This is a genomic window from Ruminococcus sp. RTP21484sp1_RTP21277st1_D2_RTP21277_210401 (assembly GCF_040924225.1).
GTDB lineage: Bacteria > Bacillota > Clostridia > Lachnospirales > Lachnospiraceae > Blautia_A > Blautia_A faecis.
Genome location: NZ_JBCOMJ010000050.1, coordinates 1 through 25,114, shown reverse-complemented (window position 1 = coordinate 25,114; position 25,114 = coordinate 1). Strand labels below are relative to the sequence as shown.

Below are 25,114 nucleotides of genomic sequence, written 5' to 3'. Positions count from 1 at the left end.
GTAGCCATCGGTGCCAGTGAAACTGCCCTCAATATTTTCCTGCTGGATAAATTAAAAAGTTTTCACATGACTTATCCGGGAATCCGGCTGAAGCTTTACAACCATTCCACACCGGAAGCCAGGAACTTTCCCTTCGGGAGGTAAAGAACTATCCGATGATTTCTCTTGGGCGGGAAACTATGACCTATAAATTTTACAACAGCGTATTTTTATCTCATGGCCTGGATCTTTCCCCGGATACGGAAGCTGCCACTGCGGATCAGATCCTGCCTCTGGTAAAATGCGAGCTCGGGCTTGCTTTTTTGCCCCAGCCGATGGCTGCACCTTCCCTTTTGAAAAAAGAGATCGTACAGATCCCATTAAAAGATGAAATTCCGGAGCGCCAGATCTGCCTGGTGTATGACAGCCAGCATCCTATGGGAGCTGCGGCAAGAGAATTAAAAAATACAATTCTGTTGATTACATAAAAGAAGCGAAAGAACTTGGTTTATTAAACGCGGCACCTATCCAAACACAAGTCAATTGATGAGTCGGGAACATTTTCCCAGCATTTCTGATACTATTTTAATTCATTTGACACCTTTTCGCTAATTGTATGATAGATTTCCTTTGTCGCTGAATCATTTTCACCATTTACGACCAATATTTTTCCATCTATACTCATGACTACATATGAATGACAGGATGAATGGGTATACCTGATATAATCTCCATAAACATCATTTCTAAAATTTCCCATAGCATATCTAAGATTTCCTAAACCGTTGGTTCTATAATCATTCCGGTTCTGAGATGAATTTTCTTCATATGAGATACTGTCAATCTGCGCATAGTCCACTGTATAATCGCTCCAGCCTTGTGCCTCAATGGTAAAATCTTTATCCTCGAAACGAATCTCAATACTTCCCAAAAACAACGTCCATATACCGAATATAATGGTTAAAATGGCTATGATTCCGGATACTCCAATTGTTTTTTTGTTATACTGAATTTTTAATTTTTCTCCGGTCGCTATCTTTTTCTTATAAAAGAGATAAGAATAGAGAATGCTGATGATTGCAGCTGCCATAATGCTTACGATATACAAAACAAGAGCAGCCATACTTTCCTCAAAAAGACCACAGAGCATACACAGAATACCTGATGCCATCCATAGTTTCCCACTGAATCTATGAGTTGCATTCCAGTTTTCCTCATCCTGCAATGTCCATATAACCCGGATTCCTATCGTATTATTCTGCTTTACCTTTGGCAGATAATTTCCTATAACCATGAATAGTAAGCCTGTTCCATAATACATGAATGCCATGAACAGGTTCTCCATGCCTGCTCCGGTATTTACCAATCTGGCAATGCCATTATAGAGCAATGTAATAACAGGTATCATCCATATAGTCATTCCTATAACTTTTGGACTCTGTTGTCGGCTTCTGTTATCATAAAATATGATTGCTACAAATATACAGTGCGTTACTACAAAAAATACATTTATCCATTTACCGTGTGTACTCGTAAAACCCACCAGGACTCCTGCAAGAATTACCAGTATAGAGCTAATTAATGAACCTCTATATTTTTTTATCATTTCCTTCATCGTTCGATGCTCCTTTCAAATCTGTGATCCACAACATGACATCTTCCAATACGGAAGTGTTTAATTCATAATAAATAAACTTTCCTTCTCTTTGGTTTCGGATCAAATCAGCTTCCTTCAATATTGCCAGATGTCTTGATATGGATGCTCCCGTCACTGAAAAATGTTCGCATATTTCTCCAGCTGAAAGCCGCCCATTCTTCAATAAGTTCAAAATCTCACGTCGTGTTGGATCAGCCAGTGCTTTTAATGTATCCTGTATACCCAATAATTCATCACATCCCTTCATTTAACATTTAACTTAATTGTTAAACGTATTATAATGCAAGGAATATTATGTGTCAAGAACCAGTTACTTCAAAATATGGTTGACATTTATATTCTACAGATGTAGAATATAAACAACTTCTACAAAAGTAGAAAATAATAAACAGGGAGAATGCACTATGAAGACAGGAACAGTAAAGTTAATGACACTTATCACTACGGCGGTATTGGGAACTTTTTCAGCAGGAACGGTTCTGGCAGCAGAAAATAATGACTTTTATACACAGCCGCCAGCAGATTCCGACTGGGAAAAGGCAGATACGGAAGGTACTTATGCCAGCTACACGAATGGAAGTGATTATGTAAACATTTACAAATATTCACTTGATGATGTCAATATAGCAATTGCAAAATGCAATGATACGTATGAAGCCTGCTATCAGACAGTTTATTCAGAGGGGAACAGTTTATATATGACGGTGGGATATGCAAAAGATGCAGATGATATCGGTGATGTCAGAAAATTCGTAGAATATATTTCCTATCCAGGAAATCCCTCCCTTACCAGACAGGCAGATGAAGATTCAACAGAGAATTCTGATCAGGAGGATACCGATACTTCCAATCCGGGAGGCAAGGGAGATTCAGATTCTTCCGATACAGAAGTGAATGCTTCCGCAGATAACAGTGATGGTTCAGATATTATTTCCACCTCACCACTGACATTAGTTGACAGTGATGGAAATACAATTGAGATCAATTACATTCTTCACAAAGATTATTCTTGCGAATACCGTGGAGATGATGGAATGAAATATACTGATAATGGGAATGAAACTTATACCGATGAAAATGGAAATACCTACTCAGCTCTGAATGATGACACTCATCATCTGGGACATACGTTGGAACAGCATGACCTTCAGGATGCAAACGGTAATACTGTGACGGTTACGGAAACTACAAATGGTGATTATTATTTCCAGGACGAAAATGGTACAGGATTTACGGACAACGGAGACGGGACATGGAGTGATGAAAATGGCAGCAGCTATACAGAAATAGACTGATAGTGGTCAGTAGCTGCAGGAATGGCAAGGGCATTTGCAAATTGTGCAAAAGCCCTTGCCATTTCCGTGAACCGTGGTAAAATAGAATCATTCCTACATTTGTAGAAAATATGTAACAGGGGAGGTATGAAAAAGTGAAAAAAACTTACCAGAGACTTCCGGACTCAGAGCTGGATATTATGCTCGTTCTTTGGAATAATACTCCGCCGATGACCAGACCGGAGATTGAGAAAGTGATCAATATGAAGAAAAAGCTTGCATCAACAACAATTTTGTCATTGCTGACCAGATTGGAGAACAAAAATTTCGTGGAAGTGACGAAACAGGGAAAAATGAATCTGTATACACCCATGGTTTCGCAGTCAGATTATCAGGCACATGAAAGCCAGAGTGTTCTTGAGAAACTTTATGGGAATTCACTAAAAAAGTTTGTAACTTCACTTTATCATGGAAAGAAGATCAGCTCAGAAGAAGTCCAGGATCTCAGTGAATTTCTTAAGAACCTGGAGGACAGGGAGGAATAGCTAATTATGGAGGTTTTCATTCTGCACATTCTGAAACTGAACATTATTGCAGCAATAGTAATTTTACTGGTAAAAGTGCTTGCGACTCTGTTTAAAGGACGTGTATCAGCGAGATGGAAGTACTTTATCTGGCTGTTGATTACGATAAGCCTTTGTGTTCCGGTGCGCCTTCCGGAGAATCTGGCACTGGTGGATTTCAAAGTACTTAGAAGCAGTCAACAGAATACGCAAAACCCGAAGATAACGGATTACGCAGTCAGACCAGAGGAAAGTCAGAAGATAACAGAAACCGTATCATCTGCGAGCAATGACATGAAAAATCTGACAGAAATTCCGGAACAAAAGAGAACTGTCAGGTACGAATCAGATAAATGGCTGGGAATTGTGGCTGTGATTTTTGTTGTTGTCTGGCCGAGCGTAGCGGTACTTAAACTGACAGGAGAATTGCTGGCATATTATTTTTCTATAAGGAATCTGGAACGGATGAGTCTGCAGGTAAGTGATACGGTGAGTATTCAGATGTACCGTGCAGCGTGTCAAAAGAAGCACGTACGCAGAATACCGGAGCTCAGGCAAAACGCAGGTCTTACCACACCGCTTCTTGCAGGACTTTTACATACAAAATTGTATCTACCAGCAACCGGGTATTCAGCAGAAGAAAGAAAACTTATTTTTTACCATGAACTCACACATTATTGCCATCGGGATCTCTGGTATAAGATGCTCCTTCGAATCTGTGCATCAATATACTGGTTCAACCCCTTTCTTCTTATCATGCTGAAAGAAGCGGATAAGGATATTGAGAATCTGTGTGATACAGCAGTTGTTCGCAGAGTTAATAAAAAGGAACATAAATTATATCGACAGCTGCTTCTCAGGACAGTGGCCATGGAAAATCAGATTCCATATGTGACAGCAAGTCTTAATGACAGCGAAATGGTGTTTAAAGATCGGATTCTGTATATGGTGAACATTCGGAAACTCCGCAGAGGGATTCTTCCGGGAATTCTTGTGACGCTGCTGCTTGCAGGCGGTAATCTGGTATTTAATGTCTCTGCCGGGACAGATACAGTTTCAGTAGAGACGGAGAAGTCTGGTATTGAAAAAAATGCAGATCCAGAGAAAAATAATGTACCGGATTATGCACCGTTTTCTGAAATGGTAACTATGCAGAAAGCTGCTGAAACACAGGACGAAGGAGGAGTGACAGAGAATGCAGATACAGAGGATTCTGTAGACGAAGAGGAAAAAGCAGATGCGGAAACAAACGATGAACCTGCCATGGAAAACAGCGGACAGGTAAGTGAAACGACCGATGATGGAATTACCTCTGACAACAACGAGTCTGTTTCATCTTATGAGAATCTGCCAGCAGGCGTACCATATACCAGTGGATTCACTACTGCTTCCGGTGTAGCATCAATTGTAGCACCGGGTGGAGGAGATGAAGAATCCAGAGTTCTTTACGATAACGGAGATGGGACCTATTCTGATGCTTATGGGAGCCGATACAGTTATCAGGGAGATGGAAACTGGGCAGATGCCAATGGAAATTCATATCGTACCTGGAATGACGAAGACTATAATTTCGGAACACAGCTGGAAAAGCATGAACTCAAGGGCAGCAGCGGCACCGTTAATGTAAAAGAGACTACAAACGGAGATTATTATTACTGTGATTCAGAAGGTGTAGGATACACAGATAATGGTGACGGAACCTGGACCGATGAGAACGGAAATCTTTATGAAGAGTAAATGAAAAGAAACGTTTTCCGGAAGCAAATAAGAGACTGGAAAACGTTTCTTTTCTTGTAAAATGTTATATGAGATATAAAAGCTATTTGGAAATATAATTATTTGATAAGAAAGACATTTTTATTTTACAACAAACAGATATTTTTATGATAAAATATCGGAAAAAAATTTTGGACTGTAACAAAAGTCGTTGCAGTGTCTAAACTACATCAAATGGATACGGAGGAAGAAATGTGCGGGATCTGTGGATTTACAGGTTACAGACAGGATCAGAAGACAGTAATTGAAAGGATGATGAAAGCCATTGAGCATAGAGGCCCGGACAGTGAGGGCTCCTTTTGCAGGGAGAAGATTACGCTGGGCTTTCGAAGACTTAGTATTATTGATTTAGAAGATGGGCAGCAGCCTATGGAAAGTGCGGATGGAAATCTGCATATTGTTTTTAATGGAGAAATCTATGATTATAAAGAACTGCGGGCAGAACTTGAGACTTTCGGCATTTCTTTTTGCACCCATTCCGATACGGAAGTTCTGGTAAATACCCTTCAGCAGTATGGGGAGAAGGCACTGGATAAACTCAGGGGAATGTTTGGGTTTGCAGTATGGAATGAAAAAGAGCAGACTTTGATGCTTGCAAGGGATTTCTTTGGAATTAAGCCTGTGTACTATGCCGAAATAGATGGGCACTTTGTATTTGCTTCTGAAATTAAGAGTATCCTTGCATTTCCAGGCTATGAAAGGAAAGTAAATCAGAAGGCACTGGAGCAGTATTTGTCATTTCAATATTCCCCTCTGGAAGAGACCTTCTTTAAGGGAATTTATAAACTGATGCCTGGACATATGCTTTTATATAAAAACGGAAGCTATGAAATAAAGACTTATTTCAAACCAAAGCTTACACCAGGTCAGTGGAACCATAAGACGAATATGGCGCAGCTGCGGAGCCAGCTTTCCGAGATTTTAAAGGATTCAGTGAAGCATCATATGTTAAGTGATGTGGAAGTCGGCGCATTTTTATCAGGTGGAGTGGATTCCGGTTATCTGGCTTCTTCCTCCGGTGCAGATCAGGCATTTACAGTGGGATTTGATGAGGGAGATCGATATAGTGAAGTAAACAAAGCTGCCAAAGTGGCAGAAAAAGCAGGTTTGAAACACCATGTGAAAATCATATCCAAGCAGGAATTCTGGGATGCCCTTCCAGATGTGATGTATCATATGGATGAACCCCTTGGGGATGCCTCTGCAGTTGCACTTTATTTTCTTTCCAAAGAGGCCGCAGGGCATGTCAAGGTAGTCCTTTCCGGGGAAGGCGCAGATGAACTTTTCGGTGGATATAATATTTACAGAGAACCGGAAGCATTAAAGAAAGTTGCCTGGATTCCATTCAGGCTTAGACGTGCTGTTAGAAAACTGGCCGCAAAGCTGCCAGATGTGAAAGGTCGGGATTTTCTTATCCGCGCGGGAATGAAAGTGGAAGAACGTTTCATTGGAAATGCGTATATCTACCGTGAAAAAGAGAAAGCGCAGATTTTGAAAAATAAAGTAACAGGACCTTCCACGCAGGAATATTTAAGACCATTTTATGAAGAGCTTGAGGCAGAAAACAGAGGATCACTTCAAGACATGGAAAAAATGCAGTCTGTAGATTTGAACTACTGGCTTCCTGGCGATATTTTGCAGAAAGCAGATAAAATGAGTATGGCACATTCCCTGGAAGTCAGGGTACCATTTCTGGATAAAGAAGTTTTTGACTTTGCAGCAAAGCTTCCGAAAGAAACTAAGATTGCAGCAGGTACAACCAAATATATTTTCCGTAAAGCTGTTTCAAAATTTCTTCCACAGGAAACCGATGAACGTAAGAAACTTGGTTTTCCCATTCCAATCCGTGTGTGGCTGCGGCAGGATGACTGGTATCAGATGGTAACGGATTTATTTACCTCAAAAGCGGCAGAAGAATTTTTTCGTACAGAGGAACTGCTTCAGCTTCTGAAGGACCATAAAAATAAAAAGGCAGATAACAGTCGTAAAATCTGGACAGTTTTAACATTCCTTATCTGGTACGATAGATTTTTTGCTACATGTTCGAAGGGAGAGTTGGTTACAAGGCTGCAATAATAAAACTTCAATATATTCTTTTTTATATTCATAATAATGCACTAATTAGGTGTCTGGAAGAATTTAAGAAAAATAAATTTGTACCTGTAGAAGAAGCTGAGAAACAGATTAAACTTGGAGCTGTGATTACCAGACTTAACAGTACCATACGGAGAATCAAAAAGTATCTGGATGGAAGCATCCCATGCCTGGAGGAATTGGAAGAAACGCGACTTCCATACTTTGAGAAAAATGCGGACAAACGTGAAAACCGCTGGAGCCAGATCATTAGTGGAAGTGATCTGATTGATACCATCTAAAAAGCAGACAGCCCGATATTTTCGGGCTGTCTGTCATTGGATTAAGGAAAGATATGAGGCAGGAAATACAGTCATTTTTTGCAGCATATCTTTTTTTGTATCATTTTGTCTATATTTTAAAGAATCCTGTTCATGTACAGGGGTTCATTAGTTGGTTATACTAATAAAAAGCGGATGTGATAGTTTATGCAGAAGAAAATCCGGCCGAATACCGGAATTCTCTTCTGGCATTAGCGGCAAACTTTATAATAGTTTGCGTAGAAATTCATCACATATAAGATATAAGCTTTTAAATTTTTCATTTCGTTCACCTCTTTTCTTAACTTACAAGTGCATTATAGATCACCTGAAAGCGGATTACGTGCCAAATGAAAAGAAAAAACAGACAAAATTTGCAGAGGAGAGAAATTATGTTTCCGGTTTATGAAGAGAAAAAAGAAAACCTGCATTTACATTCCCGCATTGCCAGACATGAATCCCCTCATCTGCACAATTCAGTTGAATTCATCTATCTTACAGAAGGATGCTTGGAGCTTGGAATGGGCCAGGAACTCTTTCACATGGAGGAAGGTGATTTTGCAGTCCTTTTTCCGGAAGTGATCCATCACTGCCAGGTCTTTTCAGGAGAGAATAATAAGGCATGCTATCTGTGGGCGCAGCCCATACTTTGCGGACAATTTGCTTCTGTTATGCAGAAATACTGTCCGAAAAATCCTGTGATTAAAAAGCCGCAGGTCCACCGGGATATTGTAAATGCAATTCGGTGCCTGAAGCTCGATAAAAAGGAGCAAAATCCTAACCTTGTTGTAGAACAGGCTTATGTGCAGATCCTTTTGGCCAGAAGTATCCCGGTATTTAACTTACAGGAAAAGAGCAGTGTGGAGAGCAATGATATCATTTATCAGACGGTCTCCTATATTGCAAAACATTTTAAAGAAGAAATGTCCCTGGAAAAGATGGCAAGAGATATGGGAGTAAGTAAATTTACACTTTCGCGTGTCTTTTCCGGAACTTTTCATAGAAATTTTAACCAATATTTAAATGAACAGAGATTAAACTATGTCTGTGTTCATTTAGAGTGTACTGACAAAAGCATTACGGACATTTCCATGGATGCAGGATTTGAAAGTCAGCGGACTTTTAACCGGGTTTTCAGGGAACGCTACAAAATGACACCAAGAGAATACCGGAATCTGTACAGAGAAAAGTTTGTTCTGCAAAATGAAATCATATAGAAAAGAGAGGATAAAAATATGCTGAGTGAGAGTATTGCAAAACTGGTACAGTATGGAGTCGAGACGGAACTGATACCAGAATGTGAGAGAAATTACACAACAAATCTTCTGCTGGATGTATTTTACGAGGATGATTACACTGCACCGGAACAGGAATTTCAGAACATTGAACTTGAGAAGGTTCTGGATGAACTGTTAAAAGAGGCAATTGATCGGGGATTGATTGAAGACAGTGTTGTCTATAAAGACCTGTTTGATACCAGACTGATGAATTGCCTCATGCCACGACCTGCAGAAGTACAGACAACGTTCTGGAAAAAATATGGGGAGAATCCAAAAGCAGCTTGTAGGCGGTTCTATTTTAAGCCATGACCATTTCCAGGGAGGACATTATACCTTCGCAATGGCTAAGGCACCGATTGAAAAGCATGTGACCATTCCTGGATTTGAGGATGTGGAAGCGGGAATTGTAAAGTGGCCGTTATCAGTGCTCCGTATCCGTCATAAAAATCCAGAACGGTTGATTGACCTTGCAACACATGTGCTGCAGGCATGGAGAGGCTATACAGATGAAGCAGCCTTTGTATTTGCCAATACGGACGGAGAGCCACATAATACCATAACCCCAATTGCCCGTAAAGTGGAAGATGTATACGAGCTGGATCTGACACTTCGCAATAATATTACGACGAAAGAACATCCACTTGGTGTATATCATCCACATGCACAGTACCATCATATTAAAAAGGAAAATATCGGACTGATCGAGGTAATGGGGCTTGCAGTTCTTCCGGCCAGATTAAAAGAAGAGCTGGAGCTTTTAGAGGAATACATTTTATCTGGAAAAGATATTTCTTCAAATGAAAAAATAGCAAAGCATGAGGATTGGGTGAAAGAATTGCTGGAAAAATATCCGGATATTAATGCAGAGAACATTCATGCAATTCTTCAAAAAGAAGTAGGACTGGTGTTTGTACATGTGCTGGAAGATGCCGGAGTTTATAAATGCACACCAAAAGGAAGAGAAGCTTTTATGCGTTTTGTGGACAGTTTATAGGACGTGTTTTGACCGTGATTATAATGAATGCTGTAGTATGAAGTACAAAACTACAGAACAAGAAAATATTTTATAACAGCAGTTGCAGCCGGTATCTCATGATATATAAAATGAGAATATCGGCTGCTTTTCATTATTTTTACCCCTAAAAGGTAATCTTCTGAAAACCAAAACTGTAGTTTGGATCTCAACTGAAAAAAATTAAATTTTTTTGTTACCATCCACTATTTTTTACGATATATAATATGAATGGAAATTTTTTTATTCAAAAAGGCGCCTTATCTGTTGCTGGTCAGATTATGGACAGTGACTTTTAGCTTAAAGAAACCCGGAGGACAACCTGTAAATGAATGATGATGAAATTATAAACCTGTTTTTGAAAAGAGATGAGAATGGAATTATAGAATTGAGTACTAAGTATCATCCCTATTGCTACAAGATTGCCTGGAATTTATTGGCGAATAGAGAAGATGCCGAGGAATGTCTGAATGATACCTGGTTTTCAGTATGGTCACAGATTCCTCCTACGCATCCTCCTGTATTGGCACACTTTTGCGGTCGGATTACAAGAAATCTTAGTATTGACCGTTTAAGAAAAAAGTTTGCAGGCAAGCGCCCGGATGTTCATATGGCAGATGTTATAGAGGAAATGGATCAGCTAAATGTAACTTATACCGTGGAAGAACAGCTGGCGGAAAAAGAACTGATGGAAACCATAAATCGTTTTTTGGAAGAAATGTCTCCAAAGGACAGAAATATTTTTGTACGAAGATACTGGTTTTTAGATCCTGTTTCTGCAATATCCCAAAAGCATCATATGTCAGCGGGAAGCGTGAAAATGAATTTATACAGAAACCGGAAAAAGCTGTTGAAACTGTTGGAAAAAGAAGGAGGACGCATATGAAAAAGTTTGATTTTTCAAAAGAATTTGGTAATATTGATCCGAAATATATAGAGGAAGCAGAGCGGGAATGGAGTGAAAAAAAGGAAAACCGGAGACCAAAAAAGTGGAGCATAGTAGCAGCTGCCTGTGTGATCGTCACCTTGGGTTCTGTTATCTTTTCTAATCCACATATCCAGGCTGCAATAAAAAATATTACATTGTCCATAGGAGAAACCCTTGGTTTCCCAAAAAGCATTGAATCTTATACGGAAGTGTTGAATACCTCTAAGGAAGACACGGGAATTACTGTAACATTAAAAGAAGTTGTTCTGGATAATGGGGTTCTGTTAACAAAGGTGCATGCAGAAAAAACATCTTCCGGGCAAAAGGGCACGGATGATGTCCAGGATGCCTGGACCTTTGCCAATACACAGCTTGACATTGATTATCAGAAAACTACAATAAATGGACAGAAAATTGAAGAATACGAAAGCGGACACTATCTGCCGTATTCGGATGAGGATTTACTAAATACCGGACTGGATGAAAATGTCTATGATGCTGTTCTGGAATCCCGCTTTTCCCTTGATGAGGATTTGGGAGAAAATCCGGAAGTACATTTGGTACTTGGTGCTTATCAAAATGAAAATCTTGGCGAAGATTATTTTGCAGAATTTGAGTTTGATTTTTCTATTCCTCATGCGGAGCTTATGAAACAGACAGTTCATAAAAAGCTAGAAGATATTTCTATTAAAACAGAAGAAGGAACCGTGAAATTAACAGACTTTTCCATGAATAAACTGCAAAGTATAATTAAGGCAGAAATTCCGGAAGAACTTGAGGAAAAGCTGTATAATGGTAATGAGATGATGCTTATGGGGACAGACAGTAAAGGAAATCAGGTACAGTATGAACTGCGCAGTAATTCGGCAGATGGTAAGTCTCAATGGAGTTTTAAAACCAGTTTCTGGGGTATGTATCAGCTGGATTCTGACGGCCCGGTTCTTTTGCTCCCGGATATTGACAGCGATTATCTGGAATTACAGCTTTATACCAGAGAACCTTACATGGCTGCCGCAGACACTGTCTGGGTTGATGACGATTTTGTAGAAATTGGTGAGACTACAGAAGAAATGGAAGAAGTTCCAGAGGATACTTTGGAGGGAGAAAATCCGTCAGATGCAGAGGAGCCGATTGAAACTCAAATTATCGGAGGGGCAGCAGCTCCCACAGAAGTAAGGCTTCAAGACGATACAGACCAGAAAGAAAATACCGACGCAGCAGATAAAACGGATGAAGATTATGGAACCGAAGAAAGCGCATATGATGGAACTACAGGTGAAATCACTGCAGAATCTGACTGGACACCTGTCAGTGAAAAAATAAGGATTCAGATTAAGTAGAGAAACGTGAATCTTCTTAAAAAATACCATGTCAAAGAAGCTTTGCATACCTGTTTTTTCCACTGTAAAAGGTAAATTGCTTTTCATTAGGCAGAATTTTTTATATAATCCAAGTGAGAAGCAAAACCGATTGGAAGAACAGGAGCAGAGCAAATATGAACATTGGAACGCAGATATTAAAAATACGAAAAGAAAAGGCGCTGACTCAGGAGGAATTTGGAAAAATATTTCATGTTACCAGACAGACTGTGTCTAATTGGGAGAATGAAAAGAGATTCACGTTCATGGAAAAACAAATTCGTGCGATTTGACCAGATTGTGGGGAAAGCTGTTGTAAGATACTATCCTTCTTTTAAGTGGTTAGGATAATAAGAAACGCGAATATCAGTGGCTTATTTAGTACTGGAATATTCGCGTTTTTTATTTGATATCGCAAAGTTTTTATATTTTCAAATATATGTAATCAGTTGGCAGCCGGTTTTCTAAAAAGATTAAAAATTCCTGTCTGCTCAATCAATCTTGTGATGGTAAAGAAGATAAAGGAATCAATTGGCCACATGATCAGGTTCTTTACAGTACGCATTGGGAGGATTGCAAGGAATCCTTTTCCGTAAAGCATGTCCAGCCATAAGGTATTTAACAGAACATTTACAATCAGAACGACAACCAGTTTTGCAATCAGCACGCGACGGAAAGTGAGCTTATGTTTGTAGTAAAAACATCCATAAATAAATGCCGCGAGCATTGCGTTAAAGGTGAACCCAAAGAAAAATGGACCATCCGGGCGGATAAAGAATTTCACAATATCCAGCACACCGGCAAACAGACATCCGGTAATGGGTCCAAACAGATAATCAGCAATCTGGTTCGGGATACCGGAAAATCCAATTTTTACATAGGGACCGATATTGATAGAAGCAACTGAATTTAAAATCAGTGCCAGGGCAGCAAGCATTGCACAGACTGCCAGGGTAGAAGTGGTTTTCAGCTCTTTGGCTGAGGTGAGAAACATGTTCTTTGTTTTCTCCATAAAAAAATTACCTCCTTTTCTTTTTTCGCTCACAATAGGAGATAATTTATGGATTCATATTTATCTTCTGTTGCAGCGAGAAGCAATCCACGAACCGCAAGATTTCTCTTTTCGTCCTCCGGCAACTCTCCATCCGGAAGGCACTTTACGCTCATGAATTTACTCTGCATTACTTTACATGGGGCAGTATATAACAGATTATTGGAAAAAGCAAGAAAAAAATATATAAAAATATAAGTTTTTGCAATTAAGAAAACAGACAAGAAATCGTGGCATTTTCTCCATATTTTCTAAAACTTTGTCCATATGTTTTTACAAAAATCAGACTATAATAAAAGAAAAAACCGTTCAGGAGGAATCATTATGGCAATTTTAGTTACAGGTGGTGCTGGTTATATTGGAAGCCACACGGTAGTGGAGCTTCAGAATGCAGGATATGATGTTGTGGTACTGGACAATTTAAGCAATGCAAGTGAAAAAGCACTGGACAGAGTATCAAAAATCACAGGAAAACCAGTGAAGTTTTATAAGGCAGATATTCTGGACAGAGATGCTTTAAATGATATTTTTGACAAGGAAACTATTGAGTCCTGCATCCATTTTGCAGGTTTGAAGGCAGTTGGAGAATCTGTGGTTAAGCCCTGGGAGTATTATGAAAATAACATAGCAGGCACTTTAACCCTGGTTGATGTAATGAGAAAAAATAATGTGAAAAATATTATTTTCTCTTCCTCAGCAACTGTATATGGAGATCCGGCACAGATTCCGATTACAGAAGAATGCCCAAAGGGACAGTGTACGAATCCGTATGGCTGGACAAAATCCATGCTGGAACAGGTGCTTACCGATATCCAGAAAGCAGATCCAGAATGGAATGTTATGCTTCTTCGTTACTTTAATCCAATTGGCGCACATAAGAGTGGAACAATTGGAGAGAACCCAAATGGCATTCCCAATAACCTTATGCCATATATTACACAGGTAGCAGTTGGTAAGCTGAAGGAACTTGGTGTATTTGGAAATGATTATGATACTCCGGATGGAACTGGTGTAAGAGACTATATTCATGTTGTGGATCTGGCAAAGGGGCATGTAAAAGCGCTTAAGAAAATCGGGGAAAATCCTGGGCTTGCGATTTACAATCTGGGAACCGGAAAGGGCTATAGTGTTCTTGATATTGTAAAGAATTTTGAAGCTGCAACTGGTGTGAAAATTCCATATGTGATCAAACCTCGCCGAGCCGGAGATATTGCAACTTGTTATTGTGATGCATCTAAGGCAGAAAAAGAGCTTGGCTGGAAAGCAGAAAACGGTATCCGTGAGATGTGTGAAGATTCCTGGAGATGGCAGTCTAATAATCCGCAGGGATATGAAGAATAGGATGTATATTTAAAATAAGAGAGCTGTAAGATGCAGCCCTCTTATTTTTTTGAATAATTGACCTTATGTTATAAATGAACGCATTTTTATCCTAAAATGTTCTATTTTTTTAAATTCTACAATTTTGTGCATGTTTTGTTAAATGTTGTTTATGTAATTTTGGGAAAGATAAAGATATAATTATATTCGGATTAAGGAAGTACGAAAATAAACCTGAAAAAACAGGAGAAAGAGAAGGAAAACATGGAAGAAAAAAGATATTTGAAATGGTACAACAAAGTCGGATACGGTTCCGGAGATGTGGCTGGAAATGTGGTATATGCATTCCTTTCCACCTTCGTAATGCTCTATCTGACCAATACTGTTGGATTGAACCCGGGTATTGTAGGAACATTGATTGCAGTATCAAAACTGTTTGATGGAGTGACCGATATTTTCTTCGGCTCTATGATTGATAAGACAAAAACAAAAATGGGAAAAGCAAAACCCTGGATGCTGTATGGTTATATCGGCTGTGCAGTTACTTTGATCGGTGTATTTGCAATTCCGGAAAGTCTTGGACAGACAGCGCAGTATGCATGGTTCTTTATTGCATATTCCCTGTTAAATGCAGTGTTCTATACAGCAAATAACATTGCATATTCAGCTCTTACAGCTCTGATTACCAAAAACAGCAAAGAACGTGTAGAAATGGGATCTTACCGTTTTATCTTTGCATTTTCTACCAGTCTTTTGATCCAGTCTGTTACTATCAAGTTTGTTGAGATTATGGGAGGGGGAGCTGCTGGATGGAGAATTGTAGCAATCATTTATGCCATCATTGGACTTATTATAAATACAGTTTCTGCATTATCTGTAAAAGAGCTTCCAGAAGAAGTCTTAAACGAAGATGCATCAAGCGCAGTAGATGAAAAATATAGCCTTATTGAAGCTGCAAAACTGTTATTTTCCAACAGATTTTATATTATGATCTGCGTAACCTACATTCTGCAGCAGATTTATTCCGCAATGCTCAGTATGGGTATTTATTACATGATGTATGTATTGAAAAACGAGGATCTGTTCCCGGTATTTTCCTGGGCAATCAATATCCCGTTAATCATTGCACTGGTTATTACACCATCTTTAGTAGCAAAATGGAAAGGGTTATATAAGCTGAATCTGGTTGGATATACCATTGGAACCATTGGACGTGCCCTTGTAGTAGTTGCTGCTTATATGGGAAGCGTACCGCTTATGATTGCCTTTACAGCCGTTGCTGCATTTGGTATGGGACCATGGCAGGGTGATATGAATGCGGTGATTGCTAACTGTTCAGAGTATACTTATCTGACAAAGCATAAACGTGTAGACGGAACCATGTATTCCTGTACTTCCCTTGGTGTGAAACTTGGAGGAGGACTTGGAACTGCGATTACAGGCTGGCTTCTGGAATTCAGCCACTTTAACAGTTCACTTGCTGTACAGCCGGATTCCTGCCTTAGCATGCTTCATACTATGTATCTGTGGATTCCAGTTGTGATTTGTGTAATCATTACTTTTATTATGTCACAGATGAATGTAGAAAAGGCAAATGAAGAATTAAAGAACAGTAAAATGCTGAAAACAAAATAAGCATTAAAATAACGAAATATAGCAATGGGATGTAACAATAAAAATGTCTAGAGGATGATTATGAACTATAGCGGCTTAAAAGAAGACAAAAGATTAATTGAAGCAGTACCGACCGCAAGACAGATTGCATATGAAAGCATGGAATTTTTCTGTTTCATTCATTTTACAGTAAATACCTTTACCGGAAGAGAATGGGGCGATGGAACAGAGCCGGAATCTATTTTTAATCCGACAGAGCTGGATGCAAAACAGTGGGCGAAAACAGCCGCAGAGGGCGGTATGAAGGGACTGATCCTTACCTGCAAACATCACGACGGATTCTGCCTATGGCCATCAAAATACACCGAACACAGTATCAAAAACTCTCCATATAAAAATGGAAAGGGTGATATTGTAAGAGAAACAATGGAGGCTTGCAGAGAATATGGCCTGAAGTTTGGTGTTTATCTTTCTCCTTGGGACAGAAACAATGAATTCTATGGAAAAGGAAAAGAGTATGATGACTATTATGTGAATCAGCTTACAGAGCTTCTGACAGAGTATGGTGATATTTTTGTAGTATGGTTGGATGGTGCCTGTGGGGAAGGCGCAAACGGAAAGGTACAGAAATATGACTGGCAAAGATACTACCAGGTAGTTCGCAAGCTGCAGCCAAATGCTGTGATCTCTATTTCTGGTCCTGATATCCGTTGGTGTGGAAATGAAGCTGGTGAGGTACGCCCAAGTGAATGGAGCGTGGTAGCAGCAGATATGAAAGATCCGGCTCTGACTTCAGAGTTAAGCCAGCAGGAGGATAATGAAGAGTTCCGTGAAAGACCATTGGATGAAACACAGTCTGATCTGGGAAGCAGGGAACGTCTTGCGAAGGAAGAACGACTTGCCTGGTATCCGGCTGAGACAGATGTCTCCATCAGACCGGGCTGGTTCTATCACGAAGAAGAGGATGATAAAGTACGTTCTTTTGAGAATCTGAAGGATATTTACTTAAAATCAGTTGGTGGAAATACTACACTTCTGTTAAACATCCCTCCGATGAAAAACGGAAAGATCCATCCAACGGATATTCAGAACCTGAAGCAGTTAGGTGACTTTATCAAAGAAAGCTTTTCCAATAATTTAGTGGAAGAAGCTGGTATTACAACCATTCCACCACTTGACTGTCGGGAGATGTCCCCAGAAGTTCTTAGAACCGATGATTATGAAACTTATTTCCTGAATGAGGCTGGAACCAATAAACTGGTTATCAAGATCAAATGGATTGAAAGAAAAAAACTACATTATCTTGTTCTGAAAGAAGCAATTCCCCTTAGCCAGAGAGTTGAGGCATTTAATGTCTGCTATGAAGAAAACGGCAGCATAAAAAAATGCTATGAAGGAACAACTATCGGATATAAGAGAATCGTCGATTTGAAGGGAATCCATACAGATAGTCTGGCAATCGTAATTGAAGATTCCAGAGTTGCACCTGCGATGGCATTTGTGGGAGTATATTAAAATAGAAGAATAAGAAGTACATATGACTAGAGCGTGTTTGAAAAAGGCTTTCTGCAAGATGTGCGTCACAATTTGTGGGAGATTTTGTCCGGATGAGGGCGCCGTAGCGGGCTACGGCAACCGAATTCGGGCAAAATATACCGCAAAGTGGGGCGTGCAGATTGCGGGAATGATTTTTCAAACACGCTCTAGGGGAGAGCGTATGTAGAATATTAGTAATAAAAATAAATCAATTAAAAGCCCAGGCAGTTTTTGAACCTGGGCTTTCGTATACAGATCATTTCTTTTCTGGTTCAGTCATCTGATTCTCTTCATTTTGCCGCAGTTGTTTCCGAAACTGTGACGGCGAAGCGCCAAACTGTTTCCGGAAAAAGCGGCTGAAATATAATGGATTTTCATATCCAACCAGATTGGAAATTTCTGTAACATTGTAGTTTGTGGTTTCCAACAGAGATTTCGCATTTGAAAGACGCAGGTTCTGTATGTACTGGGCGGGTGTTGTATTCGTATATTGTTTGAAGTTCTGGATAAACCAGCTAACACTAATATTTTTCGAAGCTGCATATTTTTCAATATTAATCTGTTTATTGTAATGCATTCGGAAATAATCAACTGCCTGCGCCATGTCATCCATGATCATTGGATTCTTCTTGTGAGGTTTTACAAGAATCTGGCGGTGAAGAAGGATTAAAAGCTGCATAAAGTAATACACAAGAAGCTCTTCATAGTCTTCTTTCCGCAGCTGCAGTTCTTCAATCATGTTCATGTACAGATGCTTGTATTCCATGGAGACTCCGGAATAAATCACATGAACGCCATCTGCAATGCCGTATTTGCGGAGGATATTTTTGACGTTATTCCCAGTAAAATGAACCCAGTACACTTCCGGGTGGTCGGCACCATAATAGTAGTAGCGCTGTTCTTCTTTTGGACGGTACAAAACCATGTTTCCAGCAGAAACAATTTCCTCTTTTCCATCAAAATAGAAATGTGCTTTTCCAGAAGCAACGTAAAGAAGCTGGTAATCAAGCCGACCTCGCGGCCGGTGCGTTGGCAGCTTCTTTATTGTGTACAGACGGTAAGTACCGCAGCTCCCTATAAAAATAGGATGTTTTTTATCTTTAAAATCCAAGCGTGTCTGGTGCCAGTAAGCGGAGTTTGTGTACAATATAAATTACCTCCTTGTAAATATGCACGATTTTTATCGGAACAGATTGTACATATTTCAAAATTAATAAAAAAGTGTATATTTTTGTGTCTTTACTTGTTAAATTATATCATTTTGTGCATGTTTTGTCGAACAGAGTTTATGTAATTTTTTTAAAAAACAGGTATAATCATATCAGATGTTAAAACAGAAAAATATATAATATTGGAGGAGCAAATATGATCGTACCAAAACACTACGAAAATCTGAATGTGTTACATGAAAACACCATGCCCCATCGAGCATACTACATGCCTGCATCAAAGGATATGGGATCTCTTGTACATGACAGAGAGAAATCTGACCGTATGGAGCTTTTAAATGGAAACTGGAAATTCCAGTTTTATAAGAGCATTTATGATCTTCAGGAAAAATTTTACGAAGCAGGTTATGACACTAAGGGCTTCGACGAAATTCCAGTTCCGGGAATCTGGCAGAACTATGGCTATGACAGCCATCAGTATACCAATGTCCGTTACCCAATTCCGCTTGATCCGCCATATGTACCACAGGAGAATCCTTGCGGAGCGTACGTACACCAGTTTGAATATAAGAAAGATTCCAAAGCACCAAAAGCATACTTGAATTTTGAGGGTGTAGATTCCTGCTTCTATGTATGGATCAATGGTGTCTATGTAGGCTACAGCCAGGTGGCTCATGCAACCAGTGAATTTGACGTGACCGATCATCTGAAAGAAGGAACAAACACTTTAGCGGTACTTGTCCTGAAATGGTGTGATGGAACTTATTTAGAAGACCAGGACAAATTCCGTATGACAGGAATTTTCCGTGATGTATATCTGTTAAAGCGACCAGAAAGTGTACTGTATGATTATTTTACCACTACATCTATAGGGGAAAATGGTGCAGAAATTGAAATTCGTGCGAATTTTCTTGGGGAGAGCAATGCAGCAGAAAATACTAAAATTGTAATCCGGAATCATGAGGGAAATACGGTGGCTACAGGTACATTTAAGAAATGTGACGATGAAAATTTTGCTTACAAAGCGGTATTAGATATCACAAACCCTGTACTCTGGAATCCGGAACAGCCATATCTGTATCAGGTGCTTTTCCTTTCCGAGAATGAGGTGATCATAGACCGTATCGGTATCCGTGAAATCCACTGTGAGGGAAGCGTAATCTATATTAATGGTGTAAAAGCAAAATTTAAAGGTGTAAACCGTCATGACTCCGATCCGATAACCGGTTCCGCAGTAAATATGGAGCAGATAAAAAAAGATCTGATCATGATGAAACAGCACAACTTTAATGCAGTCCGAAGCAGCCATTACCCGAATTCTCCTTATTTCTATCAGCTTTGTGATGAGTATGGCTTATTTGTGACCGCAGAAGCTGATAATGAGAGCCATGGAACCCAGACACAGTACTTGAAAAATTCAGAGTGGGAAAATGTAGTTGAGCAGTGGAATAAAAGAATTGCAAATAACCCGGATTTCATTCCGGCAACCATGGATCGTACCAGACTTTGTGTGGAAAGAGAAAAAAACCGCCCATGTATTGTAATGTGGTCTATGGGTAATGAATGTGGATATGGATGTACCTTTGAGGAATCCCTAAAATGGACCAAGGAATTTGACCCAACCCGTCTTACGACTTATGAGAGTGCATTCTATCAGAGTACAGACCGTGAGTATGACTATTCTAATATTGATGTAGTTGGAAGAATGTACCCAGCTTTTTCTGAGATTGATGAATACATGGAAAAGAATCCGGATAAGCCTCTTCTTCTGGTAGAATATTGCCACGCCATGGGAAATGGACCTGGAGACCTGGAGGATTACTTTGAATTGATCCAGAAGTACGACAGTCTTTGTGGAGGTTTCGTATGGGAGTGGTGTGATCATGCTATTTACAAAGGCCAGGCTGAAAATGGCAAGGGAATCTATTATTATGGAGGAGATCATGGCGAAGAAATTCACGATGGAAACTTCTGTATGGATGGACTGGTTTATCCTGACAGAACACCACATACTGGGTTAAAAGAATACAAAAATATATATAGACCGGCAAGGGTTCTTCACTATGATCAGGAAACTGGAGATATGGTTCTTCATAACTATATGAATTATGTTGATCTTAAAGATTATATTTATCTTATATATGAGGTGAGCGTTGACGGAGAAGTTGACTGTGTAGGACAAATTGAATTAGATGAAAGTATACCAGCTCATGAAGAAAAAACAATCAAACTTCCTGTTTCAATACCAGATAGTGGAAAATGTCACCTAAAAGTATCTTATTGTTTGAAAACTAATACTCAGATTTTACATTCGGATGAGTCTCTTGGATTTGATGAAATCCTTTTAAAGAACATAGATGGAAGAAATCAGAAAGCCATTGAACTTCTTGCTGAAATGAATACTGATAATATTTTTACTGTGGAAGAGTGTGACAGATACTTTACAATTCATGTAGGGCAGGAAAATACTTATCGCTTCAACCGACTGACAGGATTATTTGAAAGCATTACTGTAAAGGGAAAAGAACTTCTGACTCGTCCTATGGAATTAAATATCTGGAGAGCACCAACTGACAACGACCGGAAAATCAAATTAGAATGGATGAATGCTCATTATGACCAGAGCTATGCAAGAGCATATGAAACTTCCTGCATTACCAAAAATGTGAAACTACACATCTTAGGAACGTTAAGTGTTTCTGCACCTACCGTACAAAAAATTCTTGATGTGAAGTCAGAATGGATTATTACTTCGGATGGCGCAATCCAGGTAAAAATGGATGTAAAGAGGGATTTGGAATTTCCAATGCTTCCGAGATTTGGAATCCGTTTATTCCTTAACAGAGATTTTGACAACGTAGAATATTACGGAATAGGACCTGAGGAAAGTTACGTAGATAAGAGAAGAGCCGGCAGTCATGGAAAATATGATGCTAATGTACTTGAAATGCATGAAGATTACCTGCGTCCACAGGAAAATGGAAGTCATACCGACTGTGACTACCTTATCTTAAAAGGAAAGGAAAATACTTTTGCAGCAGCAGGAGAAAGGACATTTTCCTTTAACGTATCACCATATACTCAAGAGGAACTGACAGCAAAAAGACATAGCTATGAATTACAGCCTTGTGGAAGTACGGTCGTGTGCCTGGATTATGTCCAAAACGGAATTGGTTCTAACAGTTGCGGGCCTGAGTTGTCAGAACAGTACCGCCTTGATGCAGAACAGTTCAATTTTGAAATTAAAATGATAATTAAATAATACAGAATAAAGAAGCTGCCAGCTTAAACGGAGCAGGCTATGGCAGCCATTTCCCAGAAGGGAATCCGAATGACTATTACTGTACTTGCTTCTCTGCCAATCTTCGCGCTATATCCATTCATGCAGAAGTATTTCTCAAAAGGAATTATGGTGGGTGCTGTAAAAGGCTGACTTTAATAATCCCTGGCATTCGATCATTATGACAGATGCCGGGGATTTGTGTATTACAAACTAAAAAAGTATGCTGCATATAAAATATTGACCAGATAGTTGCTGTAAAAATTTATCCATAAAAAATTCTGTAACAACAGAGTATGAATTGGAGTGCAAATTCCGGCTCATCTGAGCACGATATCCGTAAGCGCTTAGATCTTGGGTAGCTTTACTGTCTACGTTTTTAAACTCATAATGATAGTAAATAGATTTTTACTACACTCCGCTTGATAGGAGATAGAAATTTACTACATTTGGAGGTTTCATTATGAGTAAGAAACGTGCTCCAGGGCGTTCCCTGGACGAATTGATGGAACTGATAACCGAATGCAGACAAAGTGGCCTGACAGATGCTGCATGGTGTAATGAGCATGGGATATCTCCCAGCTGTTTTTACAATGCAGTTACCCGTCTCCGCAAAAAAACCTGTCAGATACCGGATCCAGCCCCCAAAGACAGCTCTCTTGACCTTACATCCCATAAACAGGATTACAGATGAAGAAATTGTGTCAGTATCTCATTTGGCACCGATTCATGATATCGGAAAGACCGTGCAGACAAAATATCACCAAACAAAAAATACATTATTCCCGTCCTGGGCGATAAACGCATAAATGATGTAACCACAGACGAACTGATAAAGATCCTGAAAGAGACCGAGATCCCTGATACCCAAAACTTTCCGATGGAAGAATATTCTATGTTGTGTGATGCAGTATCCAGTTTCTTTCGGAATGCCATGGAATTATACTGTGCAGGACAGGACAATGGTACGGCTGCTGCCAATGCCATAAGATCCCGTGGGCTGAGAATTTGGGACGATAGTGTTTCTTACGATACTTCCGAAGCTTATTCTTTCCAGCAGCTTTTGCAGCTACTGAAGATTTCCAAATGGAATGCCCCAACGCTTTATCTTCCCATGCTCCTGTCCGCCACTGCCGGCCTGCAGATTGCAGAGATTGTCCGTATTCATTTTGATGATATCGACCTTGATAATCATTGCCTTGATCTGCCGAGGACTCACAAAGACTACAACGGTCCCCGTTCCAACATCGTACTGTCCATGGAAAATACCAAAACGGTATACCTGCCAGATATTATAATGAACGAGATCAAAAATCAGGAAAAGCGTCTAAATGCACTACAAGAACAGGATGCGAAATTTAATCCATTCCGATATCTGATCTGGAGCCAGAGTGGGAGACAACAGCAGGAGAATTTTATCAAGAAACCTTATGAACGTATCCTGTCCAAATGCTCTTTTCCTGCATTTCCATGGAGAAGCTTTCTAAAGATACGTTTAACAGACATAGAGATAGACGAATTAGAAGATTTTTTAGGGTATGAGACTTCCATGAACTTTGGTGCCTGCGAGATTCCCATTGATAAGCACGATCTTATGAATCTTACAGGAACAACATACTTTTGAAAATATTGGCATAGTCAGCTTACCCGGCTATGCCGTATTTTATTACCAGCAAAGGTCATCAGTCCCCGATGCAGGCAGATACAACACACAAATCGAGTGACCAAAACTGTTTTTCTTTCCATGTCAGGCAAAAAAATCTCTGTTTTTCAATAGGGCTTTCCCTATTTTTGTGACCAAACTGCTTTATAATTGTATGCCCGAGCTAAAAACACTTGAATTTCTTCCATATTAAGTGACCAAGGTTGGCTTCTGATCCTATCGCAATATAAAAAAAAACTCTTTTTCTATAATATTTCCAACATGATTCTATATTCAAGCCGATTTTGCAAACAAAGCTTGCGCTTCCCTTACCTCCTGTTATATAATAAAAGATACTGTTAACGGTCATTACTATCATTATATGGGAAATAGTTTTGCAATTTTCTAAATAAGGAAGCTGTTTCTCACTAAAAAAGTGACCAAACCCACTTTTTAGCCCCATAATGAGCTAAAAAATAGGGCTTGTTTTTACAGATTATCAACAAGCTCTAAATCAGACAGATATTCTATGGCAGCAATCTATGTTTTGCAAACTCTGCCGTCTTTATTGTAAGATATATACAAAAATACGAAAGGAAAACTATGAGAAAATTAGCACTTAGTGACGAAATATTACTTAGTGTTGACAAAGCAGCCCGCTACATTGGCGGTGAAGTCAACTCCATAATGAAGGATAAAAAAGAGGTGACCACCCGGGTCGCATTTTGCTTCCCGGATGTCTAAGACACGATTTTTTTACCTACTCCCTTTTAAAATCACTTAGTGCTATTTGCCGTTATTTCCTACCTTTTTATCTGTATTATTTTGTGTTAGTTCGTGTTATTTAAGCTTAAAAGGGATTCAATAACACAAAATAAGCCTTTGACAAAAGGCCATTTTTGACCACCTTTTGCAATCAATTTTCTGTTTCATACTTTCGGATCATGCCCTTTTATATGACAAAATTTGATATTTTTGTAAAAAACAGGTTTTTATGCAATCTGTCAGTTATCTAATAATACTTCTTATGGTTGCAGTTCGCTTTCCAGACGGCTATTGCTGGTATTTTCTATTGCACCTGTTCACTCATCATAAAAAGTATCTTGTAAAGGAATTCCATTAATGTTAAGATAGAATCAGATAAAAGTACTTTCACATTCATCAATCGAAAATGCCAGGAGGTGATTGCTGTAAATGGCTGATGAAAACACCCTATTGAACAGTGATTTAGAGTCACGCTACGAAAAATACAAAGGCATTATTAAGAATTTTACACTCATGA

The 25,114-nt window shown here is 39.3% G+C and carries 25 protein-coding genes, 1 pseudogene and 1 riboswitch; of the genes and pseudogenes, 21 read left to right on the top strand and 5 right to left on the bottom strand.

Annotated elements, in window-relative coordinates; translation table 11 throughout:
* Positions 1-155: 155 nt before the first annotated feature.
* A complete protein-coding gene (locus AB5706_RS22140; protein ID WP_330602973.1) occupies positions 156-467 on the top strand; it encodes a LysR family transcriptional regulator substrate-binding protein in 312 nt (103 codons plus the stop codon).
* Between the two features lie 92 nt (positions 468-559).
* Here the strand turns inward: AB5706_RS22140 and AB5706_RS22135 are convergent, their stop codons facing one another.
* Together AB5706_RS22135 and AB5706_RS22130 are read right to left on the bottom strand one after the other, a co-directional pair.
* Positions 560-1,387 carry an SdpI family protein gene (locus AB5706_RS22135; protein ID WP_227199180.1) on the bottom strand — a complete coding sequence of 276 codons (828 nt, stop codon included), beginning with the start codon at positions 1,385-1,387 and terminating at the stop codon, positions 560-562.
* 181 nt (positions 1,388-1,568) lie between these two features.
* Complete coding sequence (locus AB5706_RS22130) at positions 1,569-1,862, bottom strand: autorepressor SdpR family transcription factor (RefSeq protein WP_195993142.1); 294 nt, start codon at positions 1,860-1,862, stop codon at positions 1,569-1,571.
* A gap of 178 nt (positions 1,863-2,040) precedes the next feature.
* Here AB5706_RS22130 and AB5706_RS22125 point away from each other — a divergent pair, with 178 nt between their 5' ends.
* The 11 genes from AB5706_RS22125 to AB5706_RS22080 all read left to right on the top strand — a co-directional run bounded on the left by AB5706_RS22125 (position 2,041) and on the right by AB5706_RS22080 (position 12,513).
* Entirely contained in the window at positions 2,041-2,931 is an 891-nt protein-coding gene (locus AB5706_RS22125; RefSeq protein ID WP_173717378.1) for a hypothetical protein, read from the top strand.
* A gap of 134 nt (positions 2,932-3,065) precedes the next feature.
* Entirely contained in the window at positions 3,066-3,455 is a 390-nt protein-coding gene (locus AB5706_RS22120; protein ID WP_148463261.1) for a BlaI/MecI/CopY family transcriptional regulator, read from the top strand.
* A gap of 6 nt (positions 3,456-3,461) precedes the next feature.
* The gene (locus tag AB5706_RS22115; protein WP_173717379.1) at positions 3,462-5,210 is read left to right on the top strand and encodes a M56 family metallopeptidase; all 1,749 of its coding nucleotides are present in this window, start codon (positions 3,462-3,464) and stop codon (positions 5,208-5,210) included.
* A 231-nt stretch (positions 5,211-5,441) separates the two neighbouring features.
* Positions 5,442-7,325, top strand: coding sequence for an asparagine synthase (glutamine-hydrolyzing) (gene asnB / locus AB5706_RS22110; RefSeq protein ID WP_173772788.1), 1,884 nt, complete (start codon positions 5,442-5,444; stop codon positions 7,323-7,325).
* Positions 7,289-7,624 carry a hypothetical protein gene (locus AB5706_RS22105; protein WP_173717381.1) on the top strand — a complete coding sequence of 112 codons (336 nt, stop codon included), beginning with the start codon at positions 7,289-7,291 and terminating at the stop codon, positions 7,622-7,624. Before asnB ends, AB5706_RS22105 begins: the two co-directional genes overlap by 37 nt.
* A 410-nt stretch (positions 7,625-8,034) precedes the next feature.
* Positions 8,035-8,859 carry an AraC family transcriptional regulator gene (locus AB5706_RS22100; RefSeq protein WP_173772789.1) on the top strand — a complete coding sequence of 275 codons (825 nt, stop codon included), beginning with the start codon at positions 8,035-8,037 and terminating at the stop codon, positions 8,857-8,859.
* Positions 8,860-8,877: 18 nt separating this feature from the next.
* Positions 8,878-9,231, top strand: a complete 354-nt coding sequence (locus tag AB5706_RS23270; protein WP_330602738.1) for a hypothetical protein — start codon at positions 8,878-8,880, stop codon at positions 9,229-9,231.
* Positions 9,182-9,916, top strand: coding sequence for a hypothetical protein (locus AB5706_RS22095; protein ID WP_330602739.1), 735 nt, complete (start codon positions 9,182-9,184; stop codon positions 9,914-9,916). The genes AB5706_RS23270 and AB5706_RS22095 overlap by 50 nt, the downstream gene beginning before the upstream one ends.
* Before the next feature lie 346 nt (positions 9,917-10,262).
* Entirely contained in the window at positions 10,263-10,820 is a 558-nt protein-coding gene (locus tag AB5706_RS22090) for an RNA polymerase sigma factor (protein ID WP_173772790.1), read from the top strand.
* Entirely contained in the window at positions 10,817-12,202 is a 1,386-nt protein-coding gene (locus AB5706_RS22085; protein ID WP_368366319.1) for a DUF4179 domain-containing protein, read from the top strand. Before AB5706_RS22090 ends, AB5706_RS22085 begins: the two co-directional genes overlap by 4 nt.
* Before the next feature lie 155 nt (positions 12,203-12,357).
* Positions 12,358-12,513: a helix-turn-helix transcriptional regulator gene (locus AB5706_RS22080; RefSeq protein WP_173719500.1), complete on the top strand. Its 156-nt coding sequence runs from the start codon at positions 12,358-12,360 to the stop codon at positions 12,511-12,513.
* A 152-nt stretch (positions 12,514-12,665) separates the two neighbouring features.
* Here the strand turns inward: AB5706_RS22080 and AB5706_RS22075 are convergent, their stop codons facing one another.
* On the bottom strand, positions 12,666-13,232 hold the full coding sequence (locus AB5706_RS22075; protein ID WP_118583984.1) for a folate family ECF transporter S component: 567 nt from the start codon (positions 13,230-13,232) through the stop codon (positions 12,666-12,668).
* A gap of 71 nt (positions 13,233-13,303) precedes the next feature.
* Positions 13,304-13,401: riboswitch (THF riboswitch) on the bottom strand.
* A gap of 194 nt (positions 13,402-13,595) precedes the next feature.
* Here AB5706_RS22075 and galE point away from each other — a divergent pair.
* From galE to AB5706_RS22060, 3 genes are all read left to right on the top strand, one after another.
* Positions 13,596-14,612 (top strand): UDP-glucose 4-epimerase GalE, encoded by a 1,017-nt coding sequence (gene galE, locus AB5706_RS22070; RefSeq protein ID WP_173772793.1) that lies wholly within the window; start codon positions 13,596-13,598, stop codon positions 14,610-14,612.
* Between the two features lie 243 nt (positions 14,613-14,855).
* On the top strand, positions 14,856-16,226 hold the full coding sequence (locus tag AB5706_RS22065; RefSeq protein ID WP_173772794.1) for an MFS transporter: 1,371 nt from the start codon (positions 14,856-14,858) through the stop codon (positions 16,224-16,226).
* Positions 16,227-16,286: 60 nt separating this feature from the next.
* The gene (locus tag AB5706_RS22060) at positions 16,287-17,720 is read left to right on the top strand and encodes an alpha-L-fucosidase (protein WP_173772795.1); all 1,434 of its coding nucleotides are present in this window, start codon (positions 16,287-16,289) and stop codon (positions 17,718-17,720) included.
* Here the strand turns inward: AB5706_RS22060 and AB5706_RS22055 are convergent.
* Positions 17,608-17,841 (bottom strand): annotated as a pseudogene (locus tag AB5706_RS22055) (DUF6783 domain-containing protein); the annotation flags it as partial. The gene AB5706_RS22060 and the pseudogene AB5706_RS22055 sit on opposite strands and share 113 nt — an antisense overlap.
* On the opposite strand from AB5706_RS22055, the gene AB5706_RS22050 reads away from it, so the two are divergent.
* A complete protein-coding gene (locus tag AB5706_RS22050) occupies positions 17,779-17,928 on the top strand; it encodes a DUF6783 domain-containing protein (protein WP_319017832.1) in 150 nt (49 codons plus the stop codon). The pseudogene AB5706_RS22055 and the gene AB5706_RS22050 sit on opposite strands and share 63 nt — an antisense overlap.
* Positions 17,929-17,997: 69 nt before the next feature.
* Here AB5706_RS22050 and AB5706_RS22045 read toward each other — a convergent pair whose 3' ends face one another.
* Positions 17,998-18,888 carry a helix-turn-helix domain-containing protein gene (locus tag AB5706_RS22045; protein WP_148463279.1) on the bottom strand — a complete coding sequence of 297 codons (891 nt, stop codon included), beginning with the start codon at positions 18,886-18,888 and terminating at the stop codon, positions 17,998-18,000.
* A 218-nt stretch (positions 18,889-19,106) separates the two neighbouring features.
* On the opposite strand from AB5706_RS22045, the gene AB5706_RS22040 reads away from it, so the two are divergent.
* From AB5706_RS22040 to AB5706_RS22020, 5 genes are all read left to right on the top strand, one after another.
* Positions 19,107-22,172: a glycoside hydrolase family 2 TIM barrel-domain containing protein gene (locus AB5706_RS22040; protein WP_173772796.1), complete on the top strand. Its 3,066-nt coding sequence runs from the start codon at positions 19,107-19,109 to the stop codon at positions 22,170-22,172.
* Between the two features lie 39 nt (positions 22,173-22,211).
* Positions 22,212-22,343, top strand: coding sequence for a hypothetical protein (locus AB5706_RS22035; protein WP_255610632.1), 132 nt, complete (start codon positions 22,212-22,214; stop codon positions 22,341-22,343).
* Positions 22,344-22,653: 310 nt separating this feature from the next.
* Complete coding sequence (gene tnpA / locus AB5706_RS22030; RefSeq protein WP_330382810.1) at positions 22,654-22,884, top strand: IS66 family insertion sequence element accessory protein TnpA; 231 nt, start codon at positions 22,654-22,656, stop codon at positions 22,882-22,884.
* Positions 22,885-23,085: 201 nt separating this feature from the next.
* On the top strand, positions 23,086-23,814 hold the full coding sequence (locus tag AB5706_RS22025) for a site-specific integrase (protein WP_173717389.1): 729 nt from the start codon (positions 23,086-23,088) through the stop codon (positions 23,812-23,814).
* Between the two features lie 621 nt (positions 23,815-24,435).
* Positions 24,436-24,576, top strand: a complete 141-nt coding sequence (locus AB5706_RS22020) for a hypothetical protein (RefSeq protein ID WP_173717377.1) — start codon at positions 24,436-24,438, stop codon at positions 24,574-24,576.
* Positions 24,577-25,114: the final 538 nt, after the last annotated feature.